This is a genomic window from Nocardioides sp. CF8 (assembly GCF_000389985.1).
Lineage (GTDB): Bacteria > Actinomycetota > Actinomycetes > Propionibacteriales > Nocardioidaceae > Nocardioides > Nocardioides allogilvus.
In genome coordinates this window covers 731,351-756,347 of the sequence record NZ_CM001852.1, presented here as the reverse complement: position 1 = coordinate 756,347, position 24,997 = coordinate 731,351, and the positions used below count along the sequence as shown (strand labels likewise).

Genomic DNA, 24,997 nt, shown 5'->3' with positions numbered 1-24,997 from the left:
GCAGGCCCAGGGCCGCGTCCCTCGCGGCGAGTGCGACCGCGACCCGGGACACGGTGGCTTCGAAGTCGAACAGGTCCTTCCAGTCGCCACGGATGGCCATGTCGGCGATCCCGGTGTGGTTGATCGAGGCCTCGTCGAGCCGCACGAACCGGCGGTCGAGGGCTTCGAGCTGGTCGGCCTCGCGCTGCTCGGGGTAGAGCCGCAGCATCGCCTCGTCGATCTTCTTCTCCAGCGCGACCTCGCCGATCTTGTGCGCGAGGTGGGCCACGTGGGTGTCGATGTGGTCCGACACGTCGCGCGGGCGACCCATGATCGAGCGCGCGAGCATCCGCGCCTTCGTCGGCTCGACCTGGCCCACGAGCACCCGGTCCCAGAGCCGGGGCAGGCGGTGTCGCACGATCAGCGCATCGCGGATCAGGCACGACGCGGCGTTGGTGGACCGCCCGATCGCACCACCGAACGCCGCCGGTGCGTCCCACCGCACCGAAGGGATGAACGGGTCGTCCAACCCGTCCGGGTCACCGACACAACCGTTCGCACAGCCGCCGCCGAAGTCCTCCCCCGGCAGACCCGTCGTCGGACACCCGTGGATGCACGCACCACTCGTGGTCGCCTTCTCGTCAGGGTGGGCATCGGCCCACTCGGCTGCCAGCACGAACACCCGCGTCTGCGCCGACCGCAACAGTGCGGTCGTCTCCCTCAGCTCCGCGATCATCGCGGTGGGAGTGACGGTGTCGGTGGCCATGACCCATTCTCCCTCGAACATCTGTTCGAGTCAAGAGGTCTAGGTCGTCCTTTTCGCGGTGCGTGGGGCCTCACGAGGGCCGCTGGTGGCCTGCCAGGAGGGCCGTGGGCTGAGGCGCGCTTGCGGCCTCAGAGGCGGGCGAGAGGCCCCCTTCGAATCCGGGCCACCCCGGGGGCGCGATCAACAGTCGCGTCGCCCCAGGTGGGACACGAGCTCCTGATGGAGCGCAGGTTCCTCATAGCCGCCGACCAGCAGGCTCGCCAGGATCTGGAGACGACGGAGGTCACGGCAATCGGCCAACCGGAGTCGGTCGACGGGACCGGGATAGGCGGCCACGGCGTCGTCCGTGATCGTCATCGAGGCCAAGTCCCACTCCAATGGCCCGACGCACACGTCTTCGAAGTCCGTCCACAACGGCCCGCCCGGGGTCATGAGGACGTTTCCGGTGTGGGCGTCTCCGTGCAACGGGCGTCGCGGCCAGGTCAGCGCGAGTGGAACCAGTTCGCCCGCGGCCCGGTGCAGCATTGGATCCGAGGACACCGTCAACGCCGTGGCGATGTCGGTGAGCGGGCCGACCAGCGGCGGCAGGTCGCCGGGGTCGGCGTCCAGCGCCGAGTGCAGTCGTCCCAGCATCGCGCCGAACTGAGCTGCCGACACCACGGTCGAGTCGTGCTCGGCCCAGTGCCACAACGACACCTCCAGCCCTTCGGCCATGTACGGCCCCGCGTCCGCCCACGGGGCGACGACCGGTAGCCCGGTCGCCGCGAGGTAGTTCGCCACGGACACCTCGCGCTCCAGCCACGTCCACGGATCAGGACGCAGCTCACGCCCGATGGTGACGACGCGGGTGACCACCGCGGCAGGCCGCAGCCGCACCCGGACGCTGTAGCCCTCGGCGATCACCTCCGGGTCGTCGGCAGGCAGTCCCAGCGCTCGCGCACAGGCGACTGATGCCGACACAGCATCTGCGGTGCTGGGGCCCGACGTCATGCCGCCACAGGCGTACGGCGCGTGCTCAACCACCCCACCCAGATGGCCCCGACGACGGCGAACCCGGCTCCGGTCATCAGCGCGGCGGGGATCCCGTCGGACCGGGCGACGAGGCCCAGGCAGATCGGGCCAAAGCCCAGCCCGAGGTCGATGAAGGCCGAAGCCGTCCCGGCGGCCGCGCCGCGCTCGGAGGGGGCGGCGGTGGCGAAGATCGCGGAGAAGAACGCCGGCGTCGAGAACGTCACCCCGACCGCGGTGATCACCACGCCGACCATCAGCCCGACGGGCGTCAGCCACAGCGACATGACACCGAGCCCCACCGCCATCGCGAGCAGCGAGGCCATGCCGAGGGGCAGCGCCGGCAGACGGTCCGGCACCCGCGCGAACACGATGCGGCAGACCACCACGACGAGGCCGTAGACCAGCAGTGCCAGCGACGTGTTGCTCATCCCGACCTGCGCGCTGTGCAGGGACGCGAAGGCGAGGAAGCCGCCGACCGCGGCCAACGAGGCGAAGAAGCCGAGCGACGCCGGGATGCCCGGGCGGTGGATCAGCTTCCCGTGGCCGACGAGGGAACGATCGCGCGCGGGCTCGCCGATCAGCAACGTCAGGCCGACCGACACCGCACAGAACACGGCGGCGCCGGTCCACGCGACGTCGTACCCCCATCGCGAGAGGAGCGCCTCGCCCAGCGGCGGCCCCAGTGCGAGGCCGAGGTAGAGCCCGAGCGAGTTGTAGGAGACCGCCTCGCCCATGCGCTCCGGTGGGGCGATGTCGGCGAGCAGCGCGAAGGACGCCACGAAGAACGCCGCCTCGGCGACTCCCTGGAGCAACCGGATCGCGACCAGCGCCTCCAGCGACGCGACGAACGGGATCAGCAGCATGCCGATGCCGGCCAGCACCGCGCCGAAGATCATCAGTGGGATCCGGCCGCGACTGTCGGACAGTCGCCCGACATGGGGCCGGCACAGCAGCGCCGTCACGCCGAAGGCGCCGAACGCCAGCCCGGCGCCCGCCTCGTCCGAGCCCACCGGACCGGTCGTGTAGAGCGGCAGGGTGTGCACGGCGACGCCGACTGCCGTGAAGTACGCCAGGTTGGCCACTCCCAGCAGGACGAACGGCCGGTTCAGCAGTCGGGTCTCCACCTGGTCATCAGCCGATGACGACCTCGACGCGCTGGAACTCCTTGAGCTCCGTGTAGCCCGTCGTGGCCATCGAGCGGCGCAGCGCGCCGATCAGGTTCATGGTGCCGTCGGCGACCCGCGAGGGCCCGAAGAGGATCTCCTCGATCGTGCCGACCCGCTCGAACTCGACGCGCTCGCCGCGCGGCAGCTCGGGGTGGTGCGCCTCGCCGCCCCAGTGGAAGCCGTGGCCGGGGGCGTCGGTCGCACGCGCCAGCGGCGAGCCGACCATCACGGCGTCGGCGCCGCAGGCGATCGCCTTGGCGACGTCGCCCGAGCGGCCGATGGAGCCGTCGGCGATCACGTGGACGTAGCGACCGCCCGACTCGTCGAGGTAGTCGCGACGGGCCGCGGCGACGTCGGCGACCGCCGATGCCATGGGTACGGCGACGCCCAGCACCGTCCTCGTCGTGTGAGCCGCTCCCCCGCCGAAACCGACGAGCACCCCGGCAGCGCCGGTGCGCATGAGGTGCAGCGCGGCCTGGTAGGTCGCGCAGCCACCGACGATGACGGGCACGTCGAGCTCGTAGATGAACTCCTTGAGGTTCAGCGGCTCGAACTGCGAGGAGACGTGCTCGGCACTGACCGTGGTGCCCCGGATGACGAACATGTCGACGCCGGCGTCGACGACGGCCTTGGCGAACTCCTTGGTCCGCTGGGGCGACAGCGAGCCGGCGACGGTGACGCCTGCCTCGCGCATCTCCTTGAGTCGGGCGGTGATGAGCTCGGCCCGGATCGGCTCGGTGTAGATCTCCTGCATGCGTCGCGTCGCGTCGCTGCCCCGGAGCCCGGCCACCTCCTCGAGCAGGTCGGACGGGTCGTCGTACCGCGTCCAGAGGCCCTCGAGGTTGAGGACGCCCAGGCCGCCGAGCTTGCCGAAGGCGATCGCGGTCGCGGGCGACATCACCGAGTCCATCGGCGCTGCCAGCACGGGCAGCTCGAAGCGGTAGGCGTCGATCTGCCAGGCGGTGCTGACCTCTTCGGGATCGCGGGTGCGCCGCGAGGGCACGATCGCGATGTCGTCGAAGGAGTAGGCGCGACGGGCGCGCTTGGCTCGGCCGATCTCGATCTCAGTCACTACCGCAGCCTATCGGCAGAAGAGCCACCTATCGTGTGCGGCATGGGGCCGATGATCCGGACCGCGAGCCTGCGCGGCTTCGCACCGCTCATCCGCGAGCTGGGAGGCGACCCCGCAGCGTTCCTCGCCCGGTTCCACCTCCCTGCGGACGCCCTCGACTCCGACGACGGCCTGATCGGCATCACCGAGCACGACCGGATGCTCGATGCCGCCGCCGACGACCTGGACTGCCGTGATCTCGGCCTGCGGCTGGCCACGTCCCAGGACCTCACCATCCTCGGTCCGCTGGCCCTCGCCATCGAGTCGTCACCGACGGTCGCCGACGCGCTGCAGTGCGCCTCGCGGTTCATGTTCGTGCACAGCCCCGCGCTGACCGTGGCCCTCGAGCCGGACCCGCGCGGGGCGCGCGGTGTGGTCGCGCTGACCTACCGCAAGGACCTCCTGGAGTCGCCCTACTCGCCGCAGGCGATGGAGCTGGGCCTCGGGCTGTTCCACCACGTGGCCGACCAGATGATGGACGGGATCACCGGGCTCAGATCGGTGGAGTTCCCGCACCAGCCGCTCTCCCCCATCCGTCGCTACACCGAATTCTTCGGGGTCGACGTCAGGTTCGGCGCGCCCACCGCCGCGCTGCGGATCGAGCGGCGGGTGCTCGACGCGCGATTCGCCGGCGCCGACGACACCATCCGCGAGGTGGCGCTCGACTACCTCGCGCGCCACTACCCCGAGCCGACCTCGCGCGTCGCCGTGCAGGTCCGCCGCGCGCTCGCGGAGAGCCTGGGCCTGCGCACCCCGAGCCTGGCCCACGTCGCGCGGCTGTTCTCCCTGCACCCGCGCACCCTCCAGCGACGCCTGGCCGCCGAGGGCACCTCCTTCGAGGCGACCCTTGACGACGTCCGCCGCGACGCCGCCCACCGCCTCATCACGACCACCGACCTCCCGCTCAGCCAGGTCGCGGCCCTCCTCGGCTTCACCGAGCAGTCCACCCTCGCGCACGCGGTGCGACGCTGGCACGGCGTCACGCCCCGCCAGCTGAGATTGTCGCGCTGAGACAAGTCTTTCCGGGGTGTGCGTCGCACCCTTGTCGCCATGACGCTGACCAATTCCCTCTCCGACATCGGCGCCCGAGCGATCCCCGAGTTCGACGGCGTCCACGACGTGTGGCCGCGCGGGGACCGGCTCCGAGCCGTGCGCGAGGCCGCAGCGGCGTACAAGGTGCGCTTCAAGGCCCAGGGCCAGATCCGCGCGGTGAAGTCGGTCGACATCGCCGCGGCGCCCTATCCGGTCCACTACGCCTTCCACGACGCCGTCTCGGTGCCGACGCTGCCGCTGATCTCGATGATCAACCGGATGATCGTGGTGCAGTACGACGACTTCGACGGCCGCCCCCGCACGCTGGTCTTCGAGCCGACGATGCCCGAGGGCTCGGCCGAGGCGCCGTTCTACGCCAACCTCCAGGCGCTGATGGCGAAGGTCCCCGGCGCAACCAAGTTCGCCGAGACGCTGATGCTGAAGTACTACAACGAGCCCGGCGACGTGCTCGACCAGCTCGGCCTGCGCCCCGAGGACATCGACTTCTGCACCTTCGACCACCTGCACGTGCAGGACCCGCGGATGATCCTCGGCTCGACCGAGGTCATCGACGGTGAGAGCGAGCCGCGCCAGCCGCTGTTCGGCGACGCGAAGATGCTGGTGCACAGCCGCGAGCTCGCCACCTTGCAGTCGCTGCACCCGATGCAGTGGGCGTGGTACGTCGACGGCGGGCTCGGCGGCGTCGACCCGTCGAAGTTCGCGACCTTCGACGGCGACATCGAGCTCGGTCCCGGCATCGCGCTGCTGTGGACGCCCGGTCACACCGACGGCAACCACTCGCTGGTGCTCAACACCCCCGACGGAGTCTGGGTGTCGTCGGAGAACGGCATCTCGCTGGACAACTGGCAGCCGGAGCTCTCGAAGATCCCCGGCGTGCGGAAGTACCACGAGCACTTCGGTCGCGAGATCTGTCCCAACGCCAACACGCTCGAGGACTCGCTCGACCAGTACGACTCCATGATCAAGGAGAAGACGATGGCCGACCCGTGCAAGGCCGACCCGCGCTGGCTGCAGATCCTCCCGTCGACCGAGCTGGTCCCGTGGAAGCGGTTCTGGCCGGTCGTGCCGACCTTCTGCCACGGCGGCATCTCGTACGGCGAGATCCAGGCCGGCCTGCGATGAGCAGCTCCGGCGCGGTCGTCACCGGAGCCGGGCGAGGCCTGGGCAAGGAGATCGCCCGCCTGCTCGTCGAGCGCGGCCACACCGTCCTGGTCACCGACGTCGACGAGGGAGCCGCCACCGCCACCGCGGCCGAGCTCGGCGAGCGGGCCTTCGCCCGCGTCGTCGACGTGCGTGACCACGCCCAGGTCGAGGCCGCGCGCGACGAGGTCGTCGAGCGCGCCGGCCGGCTCGAGGTCTGGGTCAACAACGCCGGCATCCTGATCACCGGCCCGGCGTGGGAGCAGGACGAGGCCGCCCGCCGGCTGATGCTCGAGGTCAATGCCCTCGGCACGATCAACGGCACGGTCGCTGCGATCGGGGCCATGCGGGACGGGGGCGGAGGCCACGTCGTCAACATCGTGTCGCTGGCCGGCCTGACGGCAGTCGCGGGTGAGGCGGTCTACGCCGCGTCCAAGCACGCTGCCATGGGCTTCAGCCTGAGCACGATGGCCGACCTGCGTGCGGCCGGGATCAAGAACATCGACATCTCGTGCATCTGCCCCGACGGCATCTGGACGCCGATGCTGTTCGACAAGCTCGACGACCCGGGCTCGGCCCTGTCGTTCTCGGGCAAGCTGCTGCAGCCCGAGGAGGTCATCGACGCGGTGCGCAAGGTGCTCGACAAGCCGCGCCTCGTGACCGCCGTGCCGGGCTGGCGCGGGATCGTCGCCAGGGTCGGCGACGCCGTACCGTCCTTCGGGCTGGCCGCGGTGCCCCTCGTGGTCAAGCAGGGCGCGCGCGTCCAGCGCAAGCTGCTGAAGGCTCAGGCTCCCGAGTAGTTCGGCGCCTCGACCGTCATCTGCACACCGTGGGGGTGGCTCTCCTTGAGCGAGGCCGACGTGATCCGGACGAAGCGGCCCTTGTCCTGGAGCTCGGGCACGGTGCGCGCGCCGGTGTAGAACATCGACTGGTTGAGCCCGCCGATGAGCTGGTGGGCGACAGCGCCGAGCGGGCCGCGGTAGGCGACCTGGCCCTCGATGCCCTCGGGCACGATCTTGTCGTCGCTGGCGACCTCGGCCTGGAAGTAGCGGTCCTTGGAGTAGGACTTCTTGCCGCGGCTGGACATCGCGCCGAGCGACCCCATGCCGCGGTAGGACTTGAACTGCTTGCCGTTGACGAAGACGAGCTCGCCGGGCGACTCCTCGCAGCCGGCGAGCAGCGAGCCGAGCATGACCGCGTCGGCGCCGGCGACGAGCGCCTTGGCGATCTCGCCGGAGTGCTTCATGCCGCCGTCGGCGATGACCGGGACGCCCGCGGGCTTGCAGGCCAGCGAGGCTTCGTAGATCGCCGTGACCTGGGGGACGCCGACACCGGTGACGACGCGGGTGGTGCAGATCGAGCCCGGACCGACGCCGACCTTGACCGCGTCGGCGCCGGCGTCGACGAACGCCTGCGCACCGGCGCGGGTCGCGACGTTGCCGCCGATGACCTGCACGTGCTTGGTGGCGGGGTCGGTCTTGAGCCGGCGGACCATGTCGAGCAGGAGGTGCACGTGCCCGTGGGCGGTGTCTGCGACGAGTACGTCGACGCCCGCCTCGACCAGCGTCGTGGCGCGCTCCCACGCGTCGCCGAAGTAGCCGATCGCGGCACCGACGAGCAACCGTCCGTCGTCGTCCTTGGAGGCGTGGGGGAACTGCTCGGACTTCACGAAGTCCTTGACCGTGATCAGTCCGCCGAGGCGACCGTCCGGCTCGATGAGCGGGAGCCGCTCGCGCTTGTGCGCGCGCAGCAGGGAGGTCGCCTCCTCGCGGGAGACCCCGACCGGACCGGTGATCAGGCCCTCGGAGGTCATCACCTCGTTGACCTTCGTGGTGGCCCACTCGGCGACGGGCGTGAAGCGCAGGTCGCGGTTGGTGATGATGCCGAGTAACCGGTTGTCCACGTCGACGACAGGCAGCCCGGAGACGCGGTATTCGCCGCAGATGCGGTCGAGGTCCTCCAACGTCGCGTCGGGGCCGATGGTGACCGGGTTGGAGATGATGCCGGTCTGGGTGCGCTTGACGAGGTCGACCTGGTAGGCCTGGTCCTCGATGGAGAGGTTGCGGTGGAGCACGCCGATGCCGCCCTCGCGAGCCATCGCGATGGCCATCCGCGACTCGGTGACGGTGTCCATGGCGGCGCTGACGAGCGGCACCTTGAGCGAGATATCGCGCGTCAGCCGTGACGTCGTGTCGATGTCGGCCGGGGCCAGGTCGGACTCACCCGGCAACAGCAGGACGTCGTCGTAGGTGAGGCCCAGCGCGGCAAACTTCTCGGGGATCTCCACCCCCCAGAGTCTAACGGCCCACTGGTGCACCCAGCACAATGGGCCGATGCCGCCCCTGCCACGACCGTCACCCCGCGTGGTGGTCGCGCTGGCGATGGTCGCGGCCGTGGTCGGGCGGGTGCCGTCGCTGCAGTGGCCGCTACGCCCCGACGAGGCCGGCTTCCTGCTCGTGGCCCGCGCCTGGCGCCCGCAGCCGGACAGCATGTTCGGCACCTACTGGGTCGACCGGCCACCGCCGATCATCGCGCTCTTCAAGCTCAGCGACTGGATCGGCGGGCCCTACTTCATCCGGGTCGTCGCCGCCCTGGCCGCGGCCCTGTTCGTCCTCGCCGCGGCCGGCACGGCCCGCCGCCTCGCGGACTACGCCGGGGCGCGCGACGCCGCGCGGATCGGCGCATGGGTGGCCGTCGCGACGGCGGCGCTGACGTCCCATGCCGCCATCGACTCGGTCGCCGCCAAGGGCGAGATCCTCGGCCTGCCGGTGGTCATGGCGTCGTGCTGGTTCGCGACCGACGCGCTCCTGCGCCGTTCCTGGCTCCACGCGGCCGCGGCGGGGGCGCTGGCCACCCTCGCGATCGGGGTGAAGCAGAACCTGTTCGGGGGGCTGGTCTTCGGTGGCGTCCTGCTCGTCGCCGCACTGGTCACGTCCCGCCTCGAGCGCCGCGACTTCCTCCGGCTCGCGGGCGCCGCGCTTGCCGGAGCACTGCTGCCTGTCCTCGCCACCGTGGTCTGGTGCCTGGCCGCGGGCGTCCACCTGTCCACGCTGGCCTACGTGACCCTCGGCTTCCGGCTCGATGCCAACACGGTGCTGGCCACCCAGCCGTCGAGCACGATCGACGCCCGGATCGACACCCTGCTCCAGATCGTCCTCGACACCGGCCTGGGGGCCCTGGGCGTGTGGTTCCTGCTCCGCCTGCCCCGCCTGCTCCGCCGTGCGAGCGTCCCGGCGGCGGCGGTCGTGGCGATGCTGGTCGTGGACACCGCCGGGGTGTTCCTGAGCGGCAGCTACTGGCGCACCTACCTCCTCGTGCCGATCGCCCCCGCCGCGCTCTGCCTCGCCCTGCTGCTCGCCGACGAGACGCTGATGACCCGGCAGTGGCGGCACTGGACCGCGATCGTCACGCGGGCGGTGATCGTGTTCACCGTGATCGTCTCAGTGCTGTCGCTGGCCGAGTGGAAGCGCACCGTCGGCAGCTATCCCCCGACCGAATATCGCACCGGTCGTGCCATCGCGGTCGCGGCCGAGCCCGGCGACACCCTCGTCGTGTACGGCGGGCGCGCGGACATCCAGTGGGCGAGCGGGCTGCCGTCGCCGTACGAGCACCTGTGGTCACTGCCCATGCGCACGCTCGACCCGGACCTCAGCGACCTCGCGAGCGTGCTGGACGGGCCGCGCGCGCCGGCCTGGTTCGTGCAGTCCAAGCGGCTCGACGAGTGGTCGGAGGCGGGCACCGACAAGGTCCGCCTCGACCTGCTCGAGGGCTACCAGCTGGTGGCCATCGCCTGCAGCGCCTACCGCGTCTACCTCCGGCGGGAGCTGGACCGCCCGACGCTCAGCATCGACTGCGACGCGACCTTCGACGAAGTGGTGCTGCCGTAGGTGCAACCGTTTGCCCGGTCCACCTCGTTCACCCAGCATGGATCGCACCAGCACCCTCGGGAGGGCCTCGCATGAAGCCCGCTGACGAGATGGCCTTCGTCGAGTTCGCGCAGTCCACCCAGCCACGCCTGCGCCGCGCGGCCTACCTCCTGTGCGGGGACTGGGACCGGGCGGCGGACCACGTGCAGGAGGGACTCATCCGCGTCTACGTCGCGTGGCCGAAGATGCGGCGCTCGGGTGGTGAGCACGCCTATGCCCGCAAGGCCGTCGTCAGCGCCTTCCTCGACTCCGCCCGCAAGCGCTCGAGCACGGAGTATGCGACCGAGGCCGATGCCTCGGTGGCCACCGGCGAGGACGTGGCGGAGGCGGTGACCGCCCGCAGGGCACTGGTCGTCGCGCTCGAGAAGCTGCCACCCCGACAACGAGCCTGCGTCGTGCTGCGCTACTTCGAGGACCTCGATGTCGCCGCCACGGCCGCCGCACTCGGGTGCAGCCAGGGAACCGTCAAGAGCCAGACCTCGCGTGCCCTGGACTCGTTGCGGTCCATGTTCGACGAGTCGCCGACCGGCGAGCTCGTGATTCTCAACGAGGGGACCTCGTCATGGTGAACGAACTCCGCAGCCTGCTCAACGAGACCAGTGACAACCCGCCGTACGCCGCCTTCGACGCCGCCGCCGTGCTGCGCTCCGGGCGCTCACGGGTCCGGCGCCGCCGCGCGGCCGTGATCGGCGCGACAGGACTGGCCGCGACCGTGGTGGTCGGCTCGACCCTCGCGCTCGACGGCTTCCGCTCTCCCCCGGACCTCGCCTCCGCAGGCGTCCCCACTCCTGCGGGAACCGTGCTGCGCCTGGCCGACGCGACTCCGGCCGTCGAGGGCGACGACTACCGCGTGCTCACGACCTACACCAACGAGGACCTCGACTCGGACAACGGGCAGTACCTCGACGGGCTGACCGACGACGGTCTGGTGCTCTTCCGCGACGCCCCGGACGCCCAGGACCGGACCAACCGGCTGGCGCTCATGGACCCGGCCACCGGCGAGAAGGACTGGCTGCCAGCCCCACCCGAGAGCCTCGAGCAGATCCGTCCGGTCGACCTCGGCACGGACCGCCTGCTGTGGAGCACGATGCACTACGAGGGCGACGGCGGCGAGCTCCGCGGCGACCTGCGGCTGCTCACCTTCGACCGCCAGAGCCGCGAGTGGTCCACCATGTCCTGGCCCGGGCTGCCCCGGCTCGAGTTCCCCACGGCCCAGCTCGGTCCTGACGGTCGGTTGTACGTCGGGGTGCCGGCGACGCAGGGGAAGCCCCCGCCCGGCGGGTGGCCCATCCAGCCCGGCGGCGACGCGGAGGACGCCGATGCTGAGGGCGACAGCCACGACCTGTGGTCGGTGTCGCTCTCCGATCCCGATGACGTCCGCGAGGAGGGCGTGCGCTTCGGTGACCTCGCCTTCACCGACGAGTCGGTGGTGTGGACCGATCGCACCAACGGCGACAGCGGGATGATGCACGTGCGAGACCTGGCCACGGGCGAGGAGACCGAGTTCGACCCGCAGTCGGGCGAGAAGTGCAACCTGTTGGCCTTCGGCGCCACCGACGACCGGATCGTGCTGGGGCAGTACTGCGGCACCTACGAGGACGGAGTCCGCGACGACCGGGTCCAGGTGCTCTCGGCCACGGGTGAGCAGATCGTCACCATCCAGGACAGTGACATCGACGGCTCCCTGGGCAGCGGGGGCGAGCCCGGCCTGGTCCGGGTGCGCGCCTTCCAGCGCGGCTCGGAGGGCTACTACGTCTACGACCTCTCCGACGACAGCTTCGTCCGCGTCAGCGAGTCGGTGTCGAACTGGGAGCTCGGCGGCGTGGCTCCGGCCGGCCACGTCATGTGGGACACCTCCGTCAACCGCGGCAACGGCGCGACCCAGGTCCTCGCGGAGTGGCAGGACTGAGGGCAGTTCAGCCCAGGAACGCGAAGCCGTGGCGGTTCTGTCGCCGCCACGGCGAGGCGATCGTGAGGGTGCCCTTGAGGTCGATGCGCGCCACCGCCATCCGGCCGTCCTGGACGTAGGTGCCGAGCAGATGGCGGTCGTCCTCCCAGAACAGCCCAGCCATGGTGCGCACGAACCGGTCGGCGCGGATCTCCGTGGCACCGTCGGGCGTCGCGATTCGCAGCGAGTGGCGTCGGTAGCCGTACCAGTTCTGCCCGTTCGGGCTGTAGTACCGCGTCAACCGCGGAGCGGTGCCGATCAGCCGTGGAGGGTCGGCCAGGTCGGTCTCGTAGGTCACCGAGCGCCACCGGCCCCGGACCAGCTCGCGGGCGGTGAAGGTGACCGTCTCCCCGTCGAAGCCTTGGAGGTACGGCGAGAAGAGGCCCGACAGCTCCTGCGTCCGTTCGCCCACGTGGATCAGCGTGGGCCCGGTCTCTCCCGACTCGGGCGCGACCACGCTGACCCAGGCGACCTGACCGTCCGGTGCCACCAGTGCCGGCCCAGTGCTGGTCCAGGTGTCGACGACCTTTCCCTCGGCGTCGAGGCGCTGCATGCCGAGGGTGCCCTCGAAGTAGCGGTTGTCGGCCAACAGGAAACCGTCGCCGTAGCGTGCGATCCCGGTGACCCCCCAGCCGCGTGGCAGCTTCACGGTCCTGCCGTCCGGGTAGGTCAGCGTGTGATCCGCCACGACGGCGGTGCGCGGCGGCCGCGACGTCGCGAGCGGCTCGTCGATCGGTCGGTCCACCGCCTTCGTCAACGATGTGGACGCGGTCGGGGCCAAGACCTCGGGCGACGGTGCTGCGTCGGTCGCGGGCGAACCGGAGCAACCGACGAGGGCAGCCAGGCAGGTCGCGACGACCATCGATCTCATGTTCGGGATCGTACGGCCTGCGGATCAGCGATCGCAGGACTGAGCAGACGCAGACGCGCGACGCCCCGCCCGGTGAACCGGGCGGGGCGTCGTCGTGGAGCTGGGTCGATCAGTGACCGTGGCCGTGGCCGTGACCACCGGCGGCAGCCGGCTCTTCTTCTTCGGGCTTCTCCACGATCAGCGTCTCGGTCGTGAGCAGCATGCCCGCGATCGAGGTGGCGTTGACCAGTGCGGAGCGGGTGACCTTGACCGGGTCGAGGACGCCCTGGGCCACCAGGTCGCCGTACGTGTCGGTCGCGGCGTTGTAGCCGTTGCCGAGGCCGAGCTCGCGGACCTTGGTGGTCACGACGTAGCCGTTGACGCCACCGTTCTCGGCGATCCAGCGCAGCGGCTCGTCGGCGGACTTGCGCACGATGCGCACGCCGACGGCCTCGTCACCGGTCAGGCCGAGGTTGTCCTCGAGCACGGAGACCGCGTGGATGAGCGCGGAGCCACCGCCGGGGACGATGCCCTCCTCGATCGCGGCGCGCGTCGCGGAGACGGCGTCCTCGATGCGGTGCTTCTTCTCCTTCAGCTCCACCTCGGTGGCGGCGCCGACCTTGATCACGCAGACACCGCCGGCGAGCTTGGCGAGGCGCTCCTGGAGCTTCTCGCGGTCCCAGTCGGAGTCCGAGGACTCGATCTCGGCCTTGATCTGGTTGACGCGGCCCTCGACGGCGCTGGCGTCGCCGGCACCCTCGATGATCGTGGTGTTGTCCTTGGTGATCACGACGCGACGGGCCTGGCCCAGTACCTCGAGACCGACCTGGTCGAGCTTGAGGCCGACCTCGGGAGCGACGACCTGGCCGCCGGTGAGGACGGCGATGTCCTGCATCATCGCCTTGCGACGGTCACCGAACGCGGGCGCCTTGACCGCGACGGCGTTGAACGTGCCGCGGATCTTGTTGACGACCAGGGTCGAGAGCGCCTCGCCCTCGACGTCCTCGGCGAGGATGAAGAGCGGCTTGCCGGCGGCGATGACCTTCTCGAGCAGGGGCAGCAGCTCCTGGATCGAGCCGATCTTCCCCTGGTGCAGGAGGATGTAGGCGTCGTCGAGGACGGCCTCCATGCGCTCGGGGTCGGTGACGAAGTAGGCCGAGATGTAGCCCTTGTCGAACTGCATGCCCTCGGTGAACTCGAGCTCGGTGCCCATGGTGTTGGACTCCTCGACCGTGATCACGCCGTCCTTGCCGACCTTGTCGAAGGCCTCGGCGAGCAGCTCGCCGATGTGGGAGTCGCGCGAGGAGATCGTGGCGACGGACGCCATGTCTTCCTTGGACTCCACCTCGCGGGCGGCCTCGCGCAGAGCGTCGCCGACGGCCTCTGCCGCAGCGTCCATGCCGCGCTTGAGGCCCATCGGGTTGGCGCCGGCCGCGACAGCGCGGAGGCCCTCGTGGACCATCGCCTGCGCGAGCACGGTCGCGGTCGTCGTACCGTCACCGGCGACGTCGTTGGTCTTGGTGGCGACCTCCTTGCACAGCTGTGCGCCGAGGTTCTCGAACGGGTCGTCCAGCTCGATCTCACGCGCGACGGTCACACCGTCGTTGGTGATCGTGGGGGCGCCCCACTTCTTGTCGAGGACGACGTAGCGACCCTTCGGGCCGAGGGTCACCTTGACGGCGTTGGCGAGGGCGTCGACGCCGCGCTCGAGGGCGCGACGGGCGTTCTCGTCGAATTCCAGAATCTTGGGCATTCAGATGCTCCTAGTGAAAGAGAAACCGCCCGGGACGTCATGGGGCCTGGTCGTCGAGACGACCGCTTCCCATGACGCTCCGGGCGGATGGATCAGGAAACGACTGCGAGGACGTCGCGGGCGCTCAGGATGAGGTACTCGCCACCGGCGTACTTGACCTCGGTGCCGCCGTACTTGCTGTAGATGACCTTGTCACCGACAGCGACATCGACGGGCACGCGGTTGCCGTTGTCGTCGACGCGACCCGGACCGACAGCCATGACCTCGCCCTCCTGGGGCTTCTCCTTGGCGGTGTCCGGGATGACCAGGCCAGAGGCCGTGGTCTGCTCGGCGTCGAGCGGCTTGACGACGATGCGGTCCTCGAGGGGCTTGATGTTGACCGACACTTGTCGACCTCCACTTTCCACGTTGGGCTGAACTGGGACTCGAGAAACGGATGTTCCTCGCACGCTTGGGCTTGCCGTGATGCGCGCCGTCGCGGGGATCGCACGTCATTGCAAGCGCTGGCACCCTCATGGCGAGAGTGCCAGCCCAGACGTTAGCACTCCCCCCTTCCGAGTGCTAGCGCAGACTCAGACGAAGGCCCCCAGCGCGACCAGCGCCTCGAACGTCCTGGTCCGCCCCTTGCCCTTGCCCTGCTTGCCGGTCGCCACCTCGGTCTCACCGGTCAGGCTGGTGCGGACCTCGAACTGGCCGGTCGGGCGGTCCGGGGCGACCTCGAAGACAAGGACCTGCGGGTCGTTGGCGTCCTCGACCGCACCGGCGGGCAGAGCGTCGTTGAGCGCGAAGGCCTCGTCGGGCGCCTGCCCGTCGAGGAGGTACGTCGACTCCGACTCGGCCACGTCGTAGGTGCCGTTCGGACCTGCGAACTCGGTGGGTGCGCCGCCCAGCAGCGTGACGACCAGCCAGCTGCGGCCCTCCGGGGCCCAGCCCAGGCCGGCGACGTAGGGACGCTGGGCCGACGAGGAGACCAGGCAAGTGGTGACGGCCTTGCCAGCGTCGGAGGCCTCGGGGCTCCACAGGGGGTCGCCGCACGGCTGGGCACCGGCGGCGAAGCCGAGCTGGTAGAGCGGCTCGGCGGCGGACCGGTCGAGCGTCCCGGTGAGTCCGTCGACGACCTGGTCGACGCCGTCGTAGCCCACCCGCAGGGCGATCTCGGCGGGCTCACCCTTCAGCGCGACGTACTGGCGCCGCGCGACCTGTGCGACCTGATTGTCCTTCACCCAGCCGTTGAGCCCCTCGAGGAGGAACTCCTCCCCGTCCGCGACCAGCGTGAAGGTCGGGTCCTCCAGCGCCCCGTCGGGCAGCCGGTCCGCCACCAGCAGGTCCTCGGGGCCGTCCAGGGCGACCTGGACCCCGACGAGGCTCGCGTCATGTCCGGCCTGCGTGCCCTCGGCGGTCTCCGCGAGCGGCTCGGACACGGTCACCTGCAGGCTCCCCCAAGGCACCCTGACCTCCGCGGTGCGACCCACGAGTGCGTCGACCGCGTCCTCGGCGATCAGCGTGCCCGCCTCCAGCCCGTCCCGCTGCTGCTGGGAGAGCCACACGGCGCCTCCGGCGAGCGAGGCGATGAGGATGACCAGGGCCACGGGCCAGAGGGACTTGCGCACGAGGAAGACCCTCCCATCTCCGCCCTGTCGGGACGCCACGAACCACCTGACAAGATGCGCGGATGGACGTCTCCACGCTCGAATGGCTGCTCACCGATGCGGGCCGTGACCTCCTCGAGGTGGCGATGGGGGCGTACGTCGACGCGGCGGGCGATCCCGTCCGCGCCGCGACCGCTGTGCGCAAGGCGGAGCCGGACCCCGAGCGGGCCGCGGCGGCACTGACCCAGGCCGAGCTGCGGACGCGCGCGGTGGCGAAGTTCGGCGACCTGGCACCCCACATGTTCTTCACACCGGACGCGCTCGAGCAGGCGACGCGACTCCGGGTGGCCGACCACCGCGCTGCCCGACTGGCGGCGGCCCAGCCGACCAGCGTCATCGACCTGGGGTGCGGCATCGGCGGCGACCTGATCGCGTTCGCCCGTGCGGGCCTCACGGCGGCCGGTGTCGACCTGGACCCCGTGCGCGTGGCCGCGGCTCGCGCCAACCTGGCCGCGCTCGGGTTGCCCGGCGCGGTCGAGGTCGCGGACGTGGCCGCCATCGACCCCAGCGGTTTCGGGGCCGCCTTCGCCGACCCCGCCCGACGAGGTGCCCGGGGCCGCGTCTTCGACGTGGACGGCTGGACGCCGCCGTGGCCCTTCGTGCTCGACCTGCTCGCGGGACGCGGCGTCGTGAAGGTCGCCCCCGGCATCCCCCACGACGTGATCCCGGACGGCGTGGAGGCCGAGTGGGTCAGCGACGGCGGCGACGTCAAGGAGGCGGTGCTGTGGGCGCCGGTCTTCGCCACCACCGACCGCCGCGCGACGGTGATCGGCGACGGCGGGCTCGCCACCCTCACCGACGAGGACGATCCCTTCACCGGGCTCGCGCGCCCGGTCCGAGAGCTGGGCGGTTTCCTCTACGAGCCCGACGGCGCCGTGATCCGCGCGGGTCTCGTCACCGCGGTCGCGGCCGGCGTCGACGGCGGGCTGCTCGACGAGCACATCGCCTACGTCACCAGCGACTCGTCCTTCCGCACCCCCTTCGCCCGGTCCTACCGGGTCCTGGAGGAGGTCCCCTATCGCGAGAAGCCGCTCAAGGCAGCTTTGCGCGAGCGCAGCATCGGCTCCCTGACGATCAAGAAGCGTGGCGTCGAGGTCGTGCCCGAGCAGCTGCGCAAGCGCCTCGACCTGCGCGGCGACAACACGGCGACGCTGGTGATGACCCGCGTCGCGGGCTCCGGCACTGCCCTGCTCGTCGAGCCCTTCTAGCAGCCCTTGCGCTCGACGCCCGGCACGGGCACCGGCAGCGAACCCTTCGCGCGCGCCTTCCCGAGCAGCACGTCAACGAGCGCCGACATGGCGCCCGGTGTGTCGCCGTACGCCGCGATCCGCACCGGCGCCTGCAGCTGACCGAGCACGTAGGGCGTGTTGGTCGCGACCGCGATCTCGCCGTCGTGGGCCGCGTCCTGGTAGCCGCTGAACCCGATGTTGGTGCCGCTGGCGAGCCGGGTGTCCTCGGCGGCGACGAACCGGCTGAGCGCCGAGGCGCGTTGCCGCTCGCGTGCCTGCCAGGCCTGCTTGCGCCGCGCGAAGGCCTTGCGGCTCTCCTTCTTCTTGCGCGCGGGCGCCGGTTCGATGTCGGTCAGCGACGCGGGTGGGGCCTGTCGCACGAGCACGGTCAGGCCCGCTGCGCGCGCGGCGCTCGAGAAGTTGGCCACCGCGACCGGGTCGCCGACCGGGGTGACCGACGACCCGACCAACCGGCCTCGACAGCTGCCCGCCACCACCGTCAGCGCCGCCGCGCTCAGCGCACGGGAGGCCGCGCGACCGGCGCCCGGCGGGCGACCTCGTTGGTCTCGGCGGTCCCCCTCGTAGTGCAGCAGCAGCGCGATCTGGCGGGCCGCGGCCTGCTCGAGACGGGCCCGCTTCAGCCGCCCGGCCTTCACCGCGGCCACGATGCCGGCACGAGCCGCCGCCGGCGAGGGCGGCATCAGCAGGACGTCGTTGCCGGCGCGCAGCCCCTGCACGGCCGAGCGCGCCGCGTCGTACGTCGCCCGCACCCCCGCCATGGAGAGCGAGTCGGTGACGACCAGCCCGTCGAAGCCGAGCTCGCCGCGCAGCACGTCGGTGACCAGGACCTTGGACATCGAGGCCGGCACCTTCGGATCCAGGGCACGCACGTCGATGTGGCCGGCCATGATCGCCGGCACGCCCTGCTCGACGGCCGCGGCGAAGGGCGCCAGGTCGACCGCGCCGAGCTGCTTGCGCGTCCGGGTCTGCACGGGCAGCGTGAGGTGGCTGTCCTGCGGGACCGAGCCGTGTCCCGGGAAGTGCTTGAGCACCGGCACCAGCGCGGCGGCGGTGTAGCCGTCGACCGCCGCACCGACGTGCTCGATCACGGTGGTGACGTCGGAGCCGACCGAGCGCGAGCCGATCGTGGGATCACCCGGACCCGAGGTGACGTCGGCGTCGGGAGCGAAGACCACGTCGAAGCCGAGCCCGCGCAGCTCGGCCCCGCTCGCGCGGGCCGCGTTCTTCGTGAGCCGCACCTCGCCGGCCGCGCCGACGCTCATGAACGTCGGGAACCGCGTCGCGTCGCTCTTGATCCGCTCGACGATGCCGCCCTCCTGGTCGACGGAGAGGAACAGCGGCCACGTGCGGCGTACGGCGCGCTCGAGCGTGGCATTGACGTCACGGATCTGCTGGGTGGACGAGACGTTGTCGGCGAAGGCGATGACCCCGCCGAGGTGCAGGTCACGCACCATCGCGACCGGTGGCGCGGTGCCTTGCCACTCCGCGACGATGACCTGCCCGGCGAGGTCGGGCAGCCGCATCCGGCCGACGATGCGGGCTGCGCGCTCGAGCTCCGCGGTCGTCGGGCCCCAGCCCTCGACGAGACCGAGGCGCTCGGCAGGTGTCGGAGGTTGCGTCGCCTCGGCGGTCGGCGCCGACGATCCGGACGGAGTCGGCTCCCCTGCCTCGGGGTCGCCCGAGCACGCCGAGCCCAGCAGGCTCAGCGCAACGATCAGGGGGAGGAACCGGCGCACCGGCCCATCCTCTCAGCCGGGCTCAGCCGAGGTTGGCCCGCTCGGCGCCGATGGTGGTGTCGGAGCCGTGGCCGGTGTGGACGACGGTCTCGTCGGGCAGGTCGAAGAGCCGACGACGGATGGACTGCTCGATCACGCGGGCGTCGCTGAACGAGCGGCCGGTCGCGCCCGGCCCGCCCTGGAACAGGGTGTCGCCGGTGAAGACGCAGCCGAGGTCGTGGACGTAGATGCACACCGCACCCGGCGCGTGTCCCGGCGTGTGCAGGACCGTCAGCGCGGCGCCGCCGACCTTGATCGACTGGCCGTCGGTGATGTCGACGTCCCACAGCTCGTCGGCATGGGTGAGCTCCCACAGCGGACGGTCGTCGGGGTGCAGCAGGATCGGCGCCCCGGTGGCCACGCGCAGGGCGGGGGCGACGCGGACGTGGTCGTCGTGGGCGTGGGTGCACAGGATCGCCTTGACGGTGCGGCCGTCCACCACCGCGAGGATGTCCTCGACCGAGTGCGGCGCGTCGATGACGATGCAGTCGGTGTCGTCACCGATCACCCAGATGTTGTTCTCGACCTCGTGGATCTCGCCGTCGAGCGAGAACGTGCCGGAGGTGACGCCGTGGTCGACACGGACGGTCATCAGAACACCACCACCGAGCGGAGCACGCTGCCGTCGTGCATCTTCTCGAACGCAGCCTCGACGTCGCCGAGGCCGATCTCCTCGGTGACGAACGCGTCGAGGTCGAGGCGTCCCTGTTGGTAGAGGTCGACGAGCATCGGGAAGTCCCTGGACGGGAGGCAGTCGCCGTACCAGCTCGACTTGAGCGCCCCTCCGCGGCCGAAGACGTCGATGAGAGGGATGTCGGGGATCTTCATGTCCGGTGTCGGCACACCGACGAGCACGACGGTGCCGGCCAGGTCGCGGGCGTAGAAGGCCTGCTTCCAGGTCTCGGGGCGGCCGACCGCGTCGATCACGACGTCGGCGCCGTTGCCGTCGGTGAGGGCCTGGATCGCCGCCACCGGGTCGATGCCCTTCGAGTTGATCGTGTCGGTGGCACCCATGCTGCGGGCCCACTCGAGCTTCGTGTCGTCGATGTCGACGGCGATGATCTTCGAGGCGCCCGCGAGCGCCGAGCCCGCGATGGCCGCCATCCCGACACCACCGCAGCCGATCACCGCGACGGACTTGCCGCGGCTCACGTTGCCGGTGTTGATGGCCGCACCGAGGCCGGCCATCACGCCGCAGCCGAGGAGGCCGACGGCAGCCGCGCGGGCGGACGGGTCGACCTTCGTGCACTGGCCAGCGGCGACCAGCGTCTTCTCGGCGAAGGATCCGATGCCCAGGGCCGGGGACAGCTCGGTGCCGTCCTCGAGCGTCATCTTCTGGGTCGCGTTGTGCGTCGCGAAGCAGTACCACGGCTCGCCCCGGTGGCACGCACGACAGCTGCCACAGACGGCACGCCAGTTGAGTACGACGAAGTCCCCAGCCTCGAGCCCGGTGACACCGTCTCCGACGGACTCGACGATGCCGGCCGCTTCATGGCCGAGCAGGAACGGGAACTCGTCGTTGATCCCGCCCTCGCGGTAGTGCAGGTCGGTGTGGCAGACCCCGCAGGCCTGGACCTTGACGACCGCCTCACCCGGACCCGGGTCGGGGATGTTGATCGTCTCGACCGTGACCGGCTGGCCCTTGGCGCGGGCGACGACGCCCTTCACCTGCTGCATGTCGTGCTCCTTCGGATCAGGGGTTGAAGTCCCACGTGGCGAGCATCGAGGCGATGATCTCCTTGGCCTCGGCGATGGTGCCGTACTCCGTCGTGAACGAGAACTCCAGGACGTACTCGATGTTGCCGATCAGGGAGCCGTAGGTCTCGTCGTAGGTGACCGAGTTGACCCGACCCGCCAACCTGTAGGCCCTGGTGCCGTCGCCGAGCACGACGTCGTCCATCCTCTTCACTCCCGGCTCGGCCCCGATGCGGAGCTGGCGCTTGGCGATCCGGTCCAGCGAGGTGGCCTGGTCGTCCTCCCCGCCGAGCTCGGAGAAGGTCAGCGCGCCGAAGGTGTCGGCGCCCTGCCGGATGAACGGCACACCGAAGTTGTCCTGCTCCGTCCAGCCCTTCGGCATGGTGATCTCGGCGAGGTCGTGCTTGAGCTTGCGACCGTCGGCGGGCTCCACGGTCGGTGTCGTCTCCGACGGGCTCGGGGTCTCGGCCGACGCCGCGGTCGACTCGGTGGAGGTCGTGCTCGGGCTGGCTGGATCAGCCCCCGCATCGTCGCCGCCGCAGGCCGCAAGGCTGGCAACACACATGAGGGAGGCGAGGGCGAGCCGGGCACTGGTCACTGCTTCACCTCTCGATAGTCGACCGTCGCGAGAACACTGGCAATGATCTCGTCACGCGTCGCCTTGTCCTCGCCGTTGAGGAACTCGAACGTCACCGTGAGTCGGTCGTCGTTCAAGATCGCACCGAACCGCTCGACGTGTTCCCCGGGATTCGACTTACCGGCCACGTGGAAGGCCGGCTGGCCGTCCAGCTCGAGATCGTCGAGACGCTTCAGCGGAAACTTCCAGCCTCCGCTCCTGCGCGATTCCTCCCCGAGCCCGTCCAACGTCAGCTGGCCGCTGTTGGGGAAGCGGAACACATAGACCGTCGTCCCGATCGCATCTCGTGGCGCAGCCCCGGACATGACCGCATAAGCGGGAGTCGCCACCCATCCCTCAGGGGCGTTCGCCCGAACCCCGCGCACAGCGATCCTCGGCCCGGTTGCGGGAGCCACCGACGGGCTCGGGGACTCGGAAGCCGACTGGGTCGACGCCTCGGTCGACTCGGTGGAGGTCGTGCTCGGGTCGGCTGGATCCGCCCCGGCATCGTCGTCGCCACCACAGGCCGCGAGACCGGCAACACACATGAGGGAGGCGAGGGCGAGCCGGGCACTGGTCACTGCTTCACCTCTCGATAGTCGACCGTCGCGAGAACACTGGCAATGATCTCGTCACGCGTCGCCTTGTCCTCGCCGTCGTGGAACTCGAAGAAGATCAACAGGTGGTCGTCGTTGACGATGGAGCCGAACGTCTCGAAGTATTCGCCCGGGTTGGCCTTCCCGGCGACGTGGAAGGAGGTCTGCCCGTCGAGCTCGACGTCCTCCAGTCGCTTCAGCTTGAACTTCGCACGGCCCTGGCTGCGGTAGCTGTCGCCCAGCTCGTCCACGGTGAACAGGCCACTGTTGGGGAAGCGGTAGACGGAGGCGATCGTCTCGGTCGCCCCGGGCGGAACCGCCGACGCCATGACCGCATAGGGGCGGGTGGCACGCCAGCCCGCGGGGGCGTTCACGCTGAGCCCGCGAACGGCGAGCCTGGGTCCCGTGGCCGGGTCGACCGCCGCGGTCGTGGAGACCTCGGTCGGCGACTCCGTCGCTGTCTGCGTCTCAGCGGCGGACCCGCTGGTGGTGGGTGCCGTCTGCGGATCGGGCGCGGTTTCGCCCCGGTCCGACGCACAGCCAGCAAGGGCAAGCGCGAGAGCCAACCCGAGAACCATGCAGTTGACGCGTGAAGTCACGAGATTTCGCCTTCCGAGGTGACGATGAGAATCTGTTGAGCAGACTATGTCGGGAACATCCGGGTGCCAGGTTTGGGACCCGCGCTGACGGGGAATGAGCGCCAGCGCGGCGCCAGCCGCCACTCATACTTGTCCGCACCATGGAGCCACAGGGGAGGCACACCATGATCACGCTGTCAGACGTCGGCGGCCTGAGCGGTGTCAGAAACACGCTCAACGCCGTTGCGGTCCCGCCGGACGTCATCAACAACATCGTCTCGCTCCTCGAGTCAAACTCCTTGAATCTCAAGGGTGGGCACGGTCACTTCAAGAAGCCGGACGGCGAGGTCTTCGGTGGCACGTACGGCGCCCGCAACCTCGGGTCGCACACCGCGAAGGCACACCAGCACCTGTCCAACTCGGTGCTCGAGGCCGTGGCCAGCCTGCAGGCGACCGGCACCGCGATGAAGCAGTTCGACAAGGAGATCTCGTCCGCCGACGCCGACTCCGAGGCAGCCGCCCGCGCCCTGCTCAGCCGCACCCAGGCCGCGGTCGACGGCCTGGACGACAACCGCTACACCCCACCCGTTGCGCCGGTCGACGAACCCGGGAGTGATCACTGATGGCGAGCCACTACTACCGCGACAAGCTCCAGGCGGCGCTGAGCAGCGCCAACGACGAGTCCATCAGCTCCTCGTCGACCGAGTGGCGCACCAATGCCCTGCTCTTGAGCCGGGTGGCCGAGAGCATCCGCACGGGATCGAAGACGCTCGACAGCGAGATCGAGGGCGAAACCGGCAGGGCGATGGTCACCAAGTTCAGGCAGATCAGCGACAAGCTCGAGTCCGACGCGAAAGACATGGAGAAGGGCTCGGCAGCCCTGGCCGTCGCGCACGACGCCGCGCTCGAGGCCATCAAGGTTCGCAACGGGATCCAGCTGTCCGGCCCGATGAACCAGCTGCCCACCAAGCCCGAGGGCCCACTGCCCGGCGCACAGCCCACACCGGCGCAGACACGAGCCTTGGCGAGCTACAACGCCAATGTCACCCAGTACGAGGCGAACGAAGCAGCGGCCGAGGAGAAGGCGCGGATCGCGCTGACGAAGCTCGACCAGGACTACGCCGAGGCAGCCGTGGTGATGCAGGAGATCCACGGCGAGCCCGACCCGGAGCCGTCCGGTCCCGGTGGTCCCGGTGGTCCCGGTGGTCCGGGTGGTCCCGGTGGTCCGGGTGGTCCCGGCGTCCCCCTGACGCCGACGCCTACTCCGACGCCTACTCCGACGCCGACCCCCACGCCGACGCCGACCCCCACGCCCACTCCGAACCCGACGCCCAACCCGACGCCCAACCCGACGCCCAACCCGACGCCCAACCCCACGCCGAACCCCGGGCCGACGGGAGCGCCGGTGCCCACCGGTCTCAACCCGGTCGACGTGCCGACGGGCAACGTCCAGGGCACCACCGATGGCGGCACCACCTATCAGGGCGTCAACCCCGGCACCCCGTCCACGGGCGGAGGCGCAGGCGGTGCCAGCGCGGGCATCGGCGGTGCAGCCGCGGCCGGCGCAGCCGGCCTGGGTGCGGGCATGATGAAGGGCGGCGCGCCGCTCAGCGGTTCGGCCAAGGCGCCCACGGGCGGGTCCGTGCGTGGCATCGGCACCGGTGGCCGTTCGGGCAGCGCCAGCTCTTTGACCCGCGGCGCCACCGCGGCTTCCACCTCGCGCAGTTCCGCCGCCGGAGCACGCGGTGCCGCCACTGGCGCCACCCGCGCCGGAGCAGCCGGAGGCACCCGCGCCGGAGCAGCCGGAGCCGCCGGCTCCTCGCGTTCAGCCGGCGCCGGTTCGCGCGCCGGTGCCGGCGGTCGTGCGGGGGCAGCCGGAGCATCAGGCGCTGGCACCAAGGGCAGCGCCAACCGCACGGGCGCAGCCGGTGCCACCGGCTCCAAGAGCTCGGGCAAGGGCTCGGGCAAGGGCAAGATGAAGGGCCTGTTCCGCCGGGGCGCCAACGGCTCCACCGCGGGCGGTCGCTCGAACAAGAAGAACGACGAGCGCTCCACCCAGCGTGACGCCCTCGTCTACGAGCAGGACTGGCTCGGCGACGACACCACCGCGCCGGGCGTCCTGGACTGACGCAGCA

Annotated in this window: 24 protein-coding genes; 9 read left to right on the top strand and 15 right to left on the bottom strand. The window is 70.8% G+C overall.

The genetic code is table 11. The features are described from left to right. The 4 genes from CF8_RS03715 to CF8_RS03700 form a co-directional block, all read right to left on the bottom strand. On the bottom strand, window positions 1-766 hold a 766-nt coding region (locus CF8_RS03715), incomplete at its 3' end, for a hypothetical protein (RefSeq protein ID WP_036490113.1). A gap of 159 nt (window positions 767-925) precedes the next feature. Next, on the bottom strand, window positions 926-1,705 hold the full coding sequence (locus CF8_RS03710; RefSeq protein ID WP_156887139.1) for a phosphotransferase enzyme family protein: 780 nt from the start codon (window positions 1,703-1,705) through the stop codon (window positions 926-928). A 26-nt stretch (window positions 1,706-1,731) separates the two neighbouring features. Continuing rightward, complete coding sequence (locus CF8_RS03705; RefSeq protein WP_010831799.1) at window positions 1,732-2,880, bottom strand: MFS transporter; 1,149 nt, start codon at window positions 2,878-2,880, stop codon at window positions 1,732-1,734. Between the two features lie 7 nt (window positions 2,881-2,887). Continuing rightward, entirely contained in the window at window positions 2,888-3,994 is a 1,107-nt protein-coding gene (locus CF8_RS03700) for a GuaB3 family IMP dehydrogenase-related protein (protein ID WP_010831798.1), read from the bottom strand. Between the two features lie 42 nt (window positions 3,995-4,036). Between CF8_RS03700 and CF8_RS03695 the strand changes: the two genes are divergently transcribed. The 3 genes from CF8_RS03695 to CF8_RS03685 are packed head-to-tail and all read left to right on the top strand — an operon-like array spanning window position 4,037 to window position 7,026. Next, window positions 4,037-5,044, top strand: coding sequence for an AraC family transcriptional regulator (locus tag CF8_RS03695; protein WP_010831797.1), 1,008 nt, complete (start codon window positions 4,037-4,039; stop codon window positions 5,042-5,044). Between the two features lie 39 nt (window positions 5,045-5,083). Beyond that, window positions 5,084-6,208: a hypothetical protein gene (locus tag CF8_RS03690; RefSeq protein WP_036490110.1), complete on the top strand. Its 1,125-nt coding sequence runs from the start codon at window positions 5,084-5,086 to the stop codon at window positions 6,206-6,208. After that, the gene (locus tag CF8_RS03685; RefSeq protein WP_010831795.1) at window positions 6,205-7,026 is read left to right on the top strand and encodes an SDR family oxidoreductase; all 822 of its coding nucleotides are present in this window, start codon (window positions 6,205-6,207) and stop codon (window positions 7,024-7,026) included. Before CF8_RS03690 ends, CF8_RS03685 begins: the two co-directional genes overlap by 4 nt. On the opposite strand, the gene guaB is transcribed toward CF8_RS03685, so the two are convergent. Then, complete coding sequence (guaB, locus tag CF8_RS03680; RefSeq protein WP_010831794.1) at window positions 7,011-8,513, bottom strand: IMP dehydrogenase; 1,503 nt, start codon at window positions 8,511-8,513, stop codon at window positions 7,011-7,013. The two genes, CF8_RS03685 and guaB, sit on opposite strands and share 16 nt — an antisense overlap. A gap of 46 nt (window positions 8,514-8,559) precedes the next feature. Between guaB and CF8_RS03675 the strand changes: the two genes are divergently transcribed. From CF8_RS03675 to CF8_RS03665, 3 genes are all read left to right on the top strand, one after another. Beyond that, window positions 8,560-10,113 (top strand): hypothetical protein, encoded by a 1,554-nt coding sequence (locus CF8_RS03675; RefSeq protein WP_156887138.1) that lies wholly within the window; start codon window positions 8,560-8,562, stop codon window positions 10,111-10,113. Between the two features lie 71 nt (window positions 10,114-10,184). Then, window positions 10,185-10,721 (top strand): SigE family RNA polymerase sigma factor, encoded by a 537-nt coding sequence (locus CF8_RS03670; RefSeq protein ID WP_010831792.1) that lies wholly within the window; start codon window positions 10,185-10,187, stop codon window positions 10,719-10,721. Beyond that, complete coding sequence (locus CF8_RS03665; RefSeq protein WP_010831791.1) at window positions 10,715-12,061, top strand: hypothetical protein; 1,347 nt, start codon at window positions 10,715-10,717, stop codon at window positions 12,059-12,061. The genes CF8_RS03670 and CF8_RS03665 overlap by 7 nt, the downstream gene beginning before the upstream one ends. Window positions 12,062-12,068: 7 nt before the next feature. On the opposite strand, the gene CF8_RS03660 is transcribed toward CF8_RS03665, so the two are convergent. The 4 genes from CF8_RS03660 to CF8_RS03640 all read right to left on the bottom strand — a co-directional run bounded on the left by CF8_RS03660 (window position 12,069) and on the right by CF8_RS03640 (window position 16,313). Next, a complete protein-coding gene (locus CF8_RS03660; RefSeq protein WP_156887137.1) occupies window positions 12,069-12,971 on the bottom strand; it encodes a hypothetical protein in 903 nt (300 codons plus the stop codon). 109 nt (window positions 12,972-13,080) lie between these two features. Then, window positions 13,081-14,703: a chaperonin GroEL gene (gene groL / locus CF8_RS03650; RefSeq protein ID WP_010831789.1), complete on the bottom strand. Its 1,623-nt coding sequence runs from the start codon at window positions 14,701-14,703 to the stop codon at window positions 13,081-13,083. Window positions 14,704-14,795: 92 nt separating this feature from the next. After that, complete coding sequence (groES, locus tag CF8_RS03645) at window positions 14,796-15,089, bottom strand: co-chaperone GroES (RefSeq protein WP_010831788.1); 294 nt, start codon at window positions 15,087-15,089, stop codon at window positions 14,796-14,798. Between the two features lie 186 nt (window positions 15,090-15,275). After that, window positions 15,276-16,313, bottom strand: coding sequence for a hypothetical protein (locus CF8_RS03640; RefSeq protein ID WP_036490101.1), 1,038 nt, complete (start codon window positions 16,311-16,313; stop codon window positions 15,276-15,278). Window positions 16,314-16,375: 62 nt separating this feature from the next. Here CF8_RS03640 and CF8_RS03635 point away from each other — a divergent pair, with 62 nt between their 5' ends. Then, window positions 16,376-17,560 carry a class I SAM-dependent methyltransferase gene (locus CF8_RS03635; RefSeq protein WP_010831786.1) on the top strand — a complete coding sequence of 395 codons (1,185 nt, stop codon included), beginning with the start codon at window positions 16,376-16,378 and terminating at the stop codon, window positions 17,558-17,560. On the opposite strand, the gene CF8_RS03630 is transcribed toward CF8_RS03635, so the two are convergent. From CF8_RS03630 to CF8_RS03605, 6 genes are read right to left on the bottom strand one after another with little or no spacing between them, the layout of a single operon-like run. Further along, complete coding sequence (locus CF8_RS03630) at window positions 17,557-19,338, bottom strand: glycoside hydrolase family 3 N-terminal domain-containing protein (RefSeq protein WP_010831785.1); 1,782 nt, start codon at window positions 19,336-19,338, stop codon at window positions 17,557-17,559. The genes CF8_RS03635 and CF8_RS03630 overlap by 4 nt on opposite strands. 22 nt (window positions 19,339-19,360) lie before the next feature. Further along, window positions 19,361-19,969, bottom strand: coding sequence for an MBL fold metallo-hydrolase (locus tag CF8_RS03625; RefSeq protein WP_010831784.1), 609 nt, complete (start codon window positions 19,967-19,969; stop codon window positions 19,361-19,363). Continuing rightward, the gene (locus CF8_RS03620; RefSeq protein ID WP_010831783.1) at window positions 19,969-21,054 is read right to left on the bottom strand and encodes an S-(hydroxymethyl)mycothiol dehydrogenase; all 1,086 of its coding nucleotides are present in this window, start codon (window positions 21,052-21,054) and stop codon (window positions 19,969-19,971) included. Before CF8_RS03620 ends, CF8_RS03625 begins: the two co-directional genes overlap by 1 nt. A 16-nt stretch (window positions 21,055-21,070) precedes the next feature. After that, complete coding sequence (locus CF8_RS03615) at window positions 21,071-21,670, bottom strand: hypothetical protein (protein WP_036490098.1); 600 nt, start codon at window positions 21,668-21,670, stop codon at window positions 21,071-21,073. Then, the gene (locus tag CF8_RS22295) at window positions 21,667-22,269 is read right to left on the bottom strand and encodes a hypothetical protein (RefSeq protein ID WP_198016941.1); all 603 of its coding nucleotides are present in this window, start codon (window positions 22,267-22,269) and stop codon (window positions 21,667-21,669) included. The genes CF8_RS03615 and CF8_RS22295 overlap by 4 nt, the downstream gene beginning before the upstream one ends. Further along, a complete protein-coding gene (locus CF8_RS03605) occupies window positions 22,266-22,883 on the bottom strand; it encodes a hypothetical protein (RefSeq protein ID WP_156887135.1) in 618 nt (205 codons plus the stop codon). The genes CF8_RS22295 and CF8_RS03605 overlap by 4 nt, the downstream gene beginning before the upstream one ends. 164 nt (window positions 22,884-23,047) lie before the next feature. Between CF8_RS03605 and CF8_RS03600 the strand changes: the two genes are divergently transcribed. Both CF8_RS03600 and CF8_RS22290 read left to right on the top strand, forming a co-directional pair. Then, window positions 23,048-23,485 (top strand): hypothetical protein, encoded by a 438-nt coding sequence (locus CF8_RS03600; RefSeq protein ID WP_010831779.1) that lies wholly within the window; start codon window positions 23,048-23,050, stop codon window positions 23,483-23,485. Beyond that, window positions 23,485-24,990, top strand: coding sequence for a hypothetical protein (locus tag CF8_RS22290; protein ID WP_010831778.1), 1,506 nt, complete (start codon window positions 23,485-23,487; stop codon window positions 24,988-24,990). The genes CF8_RS03600 and CF8_RS22290 overlap by 1 nt, the downstream gene beginning before the upstream one ends. The last annotated feature ends 7 nt before the right edge of the window (window positions 24,991-24,997 follow it).